Genomic DNA, 2,729 nt, shown 5'->3' with positions numbered 1-2,729 from the left:
TGTTGCGCTAAGTAGGAAACAGCGCAACAACATACTTAAGTTATCGGCAATCTGTGTTGGTGTAATATCTGAATTAACCTACAGAATCGTCCCAATTTCCTTCAGATAAACCCGCGTAAATGGTTCGCCTTCTCCCAAGGAGTATTGTTCTATCAAACCTTTGCGCCGAATGGAAACGCTGTTTCCTTCCTTGACAACTACAGTAGCGTCTTCGATAATATCCCCCGTTAGCATCATCTCTGTTTCTGTGGGATTATTCAGAACTACCATGTTGCTGCCGTGGTAAAACATACCATCTCTTTCCAGCACGTCTTCTGTGTATTCAGCAATCAGTAAATCCAGTTTGGGATTACGCAATAAGCTTTGGACATTGGTGTTGTAATCCTTGTGCAAGATTTTTTGCGATCGATTCACAAAAACTGCTTCTCGACAAACAGCACCTATCGTCCAGTCGGGGTGTTGCAACAGGATATGGTCAATAGTTTCTTGCAGTTCTGCAACTGAAATTTGGTTGAAAGTAATAATCGGTATCCTCGCATCTGCACCAGACTTAAAGAAGGTTTCTAAAATCGACGACGGCACATCGACGCTTTCACCGATGGCAGGGTTAAGGTGCATAAAAATCCCCGGTGCGGCATTAATTTCCAGGATGCCGAAGTTACCCGATTTCCAAGATTCAGAGAGATTGGGAGAAATGACATCTATCCCCAGACAAGTAAGCTTAAAGTGCTGTGCGATATCTTGCGCCAAAATAATGTTATCTGGGTGAACGGTGCGCGTTGCATCTATACTCAAACCACCAGCAGAAAGATTGGCGACTTTGCGAAGATAAACGGTGCGTCCTGACTCAATTACGCTGTCCATTGATAAGTTTTGTTCGGACAGATACTGTTCCATTGCGTCGTCGCACTGAATTTTACTCATCGCCGAAGTAGGGGTGTCCAAACGGGCAGGTTTGCGATTTTCGCGCCCGATTAATTCACGAATAGTTGAGTACCCATCACCTACAACTGATGCGGGACGGCGTTCGGTAGCGGCGACAAATCTGCCGTTAACGCAGAGGATGCGGAAATCTGCACCTTTGATGCTTTTTTCGACAATTATTGAGATTGATTGTTCTTCTGGAATTGCTTTGAGCGCCCTGCCAAAAGCTTGTTGTAATTCTTCTTCGTTTCGCACCGCAGCTGTTACCCCTATGCCTTTGTGACCGGCTACAGGTTTAACTGCTACTGGATAGCCAATTTCTGCGGCGGCGGCTTTTGCTTCTCCAAGGGAGACAACTACATCGCCTTTAGGAACGGGAAAACCTAATGTACTCAAAAAAGCTTTGCAGTCATCTTTGCGGGTGGTAAAGTCGGAATCGAGATGGCTATCGTTATCAAATGTTGTGGCTACGCCGCGAATTAGTTTTTTGCCGTAGCCGTATTGCATGAGTCCTTCATCCCACAGATAAAAGGTGGGAATTCCTTTGCCGCAGGCTGTGCGTAATAAAGCGTAGACTGTGGGGCCACCATAAACGCTGTGTCGGAATGTGTCTTGAAGATTGCGAATGCGATCGTCTAAACCAAAATCTTCCTTTTGATTAATTGCTTCAAACCAGTCCCAAACGGTATAAACTATTGCCCGACTTGTACGTGCGTGCAGTGCTTGCACCGCAATTCTGAAAAAGTTGGGATGCTGTTTCAGATTCCAACGGTTGAGGTGCAAACCCATGTCGAGTTTTCCCAGTTCTGAAAGTGTGCGGGCGAAGAGATGGGCATGGGTTTCGTATGTCTCATCGCGCAACTGTGGGTAGCGATCGCCAATCACTGACAAATATTCCTCTATGGGTTGAGGCGACAAATACCCGGTGAGGGTAAAATCTAATACTACTGCCCCCGTCTCTAAATATGGGTTCGGCCCCATGTAATGTTTGATGTTGTAAATATCGAAGGCGTCTGTCTTCCTGGCGTTAATGCGTACTGTATCGATAATTTGTTCTCGCACCATTGATTATCTCCGCAAAGCTAAACTCCCTGCAAATTTAATTTCTGTACGTGGCTAAAAAATCCATTTTTTGCTGTCATCTTCAATAAGAGGGAGATTTTTCTCCAACATTTTCATTGCAGGTTAACAACAGCGATTTCTCTTTGCTAAATTTCTAGCCACGCCGACTACAACTTAACCTTAATGTGTAGGATTTTCATCTATCCAAAGGCAATGTTAAGTTATCCCAGCGCCAAAATACTTACCGAACTATTTACGCGATCGCCAAATTTTGGATAAAGGTGTGTGTTGATTTTGTAGATTAACTAAAAAGGCATATTTTTCTACTAATAATATATAACTTACGATAGGTACAACCTACACCGAAACGATTGAAAATTAAAGAACGCATTGAGGAGACAGCACATGAATATTACCAAAGCTGATCTCAGAGATGAAGTTCGAGAACTTGCTGAGGAAGCTTTCCACCGGAAACTTATTTCTGGCTATGGAGACGGCCAAGACACCAACGAGTACCAAATAGTATACCAAGGAAAACCCAAGCATTTTCCTTTAGAAAAAGCCCGTTCTTTGTTACGCAATTTAATTAAGCGTTTAGCTTAATTAAACATTCTGTTTGGCAAGGATAAATTTAGATGTAAAACATCTCCATTCACACCAGCACCTGACTCTCTCTCCACTCCCGATCTCAAGCTTGGATCGGGAGTTATCTCCTGGCGATTCACTTTTGCGATCGCACAGCT

The 2,729-nt window shown here is 43.8% G+C and carries 2 protein-coding genes; one reads left to right on the top strand and one right to left on the bottom strand.

All coding sequences use genetic code 11. The features are described 5' to 3' along the window. Window positions 1-78: 78 nt before the first annotated feature. A complete protein-coding gene (locus H6S82_RS27905; RefSeq protein WP_190469330.1) occupies window positions 79-1,989 on the bottom strand; it encodes an ATP-grasp domain-containing protein in 1,911 nt (636 codons plus the stop codon). A 402-nt stretch (window positions 1,990-2,391) separates the two neighbouring features. Here H6S82_RS27905 and H6S82_RS27900 point away from each other — a divergent pair, with 402 nt between their 5' ends. After that, on the top strand, window positions 2,392-2,589 hold the full coding sequence (locus H6S82_RS27900; protein ID WP_190469333.1) for a hypothetical protein: 198 nt from the start codon (window positions 2,392-2,394) through the stop codon (window positions 2,587-2,589). The last annotated feature ends 140 nt before the right edge of the window (window positions 2,590-2,729 follow it).

The sequence above is a fragment of the Planktothrix sp. FACHB-1355 genome (genome assembly GCF_014748295.1).
GTDB lineage: Bacteria > Cyanobacteriota > Cyanobacteriia > Cyanobacteriales > Aerosakkonemataceae > Aerosakkonema > Aerosakkonema funiforme_A.
This window is presented reverse-complemented; position numbering and strand designations above follow the sequence as displayed.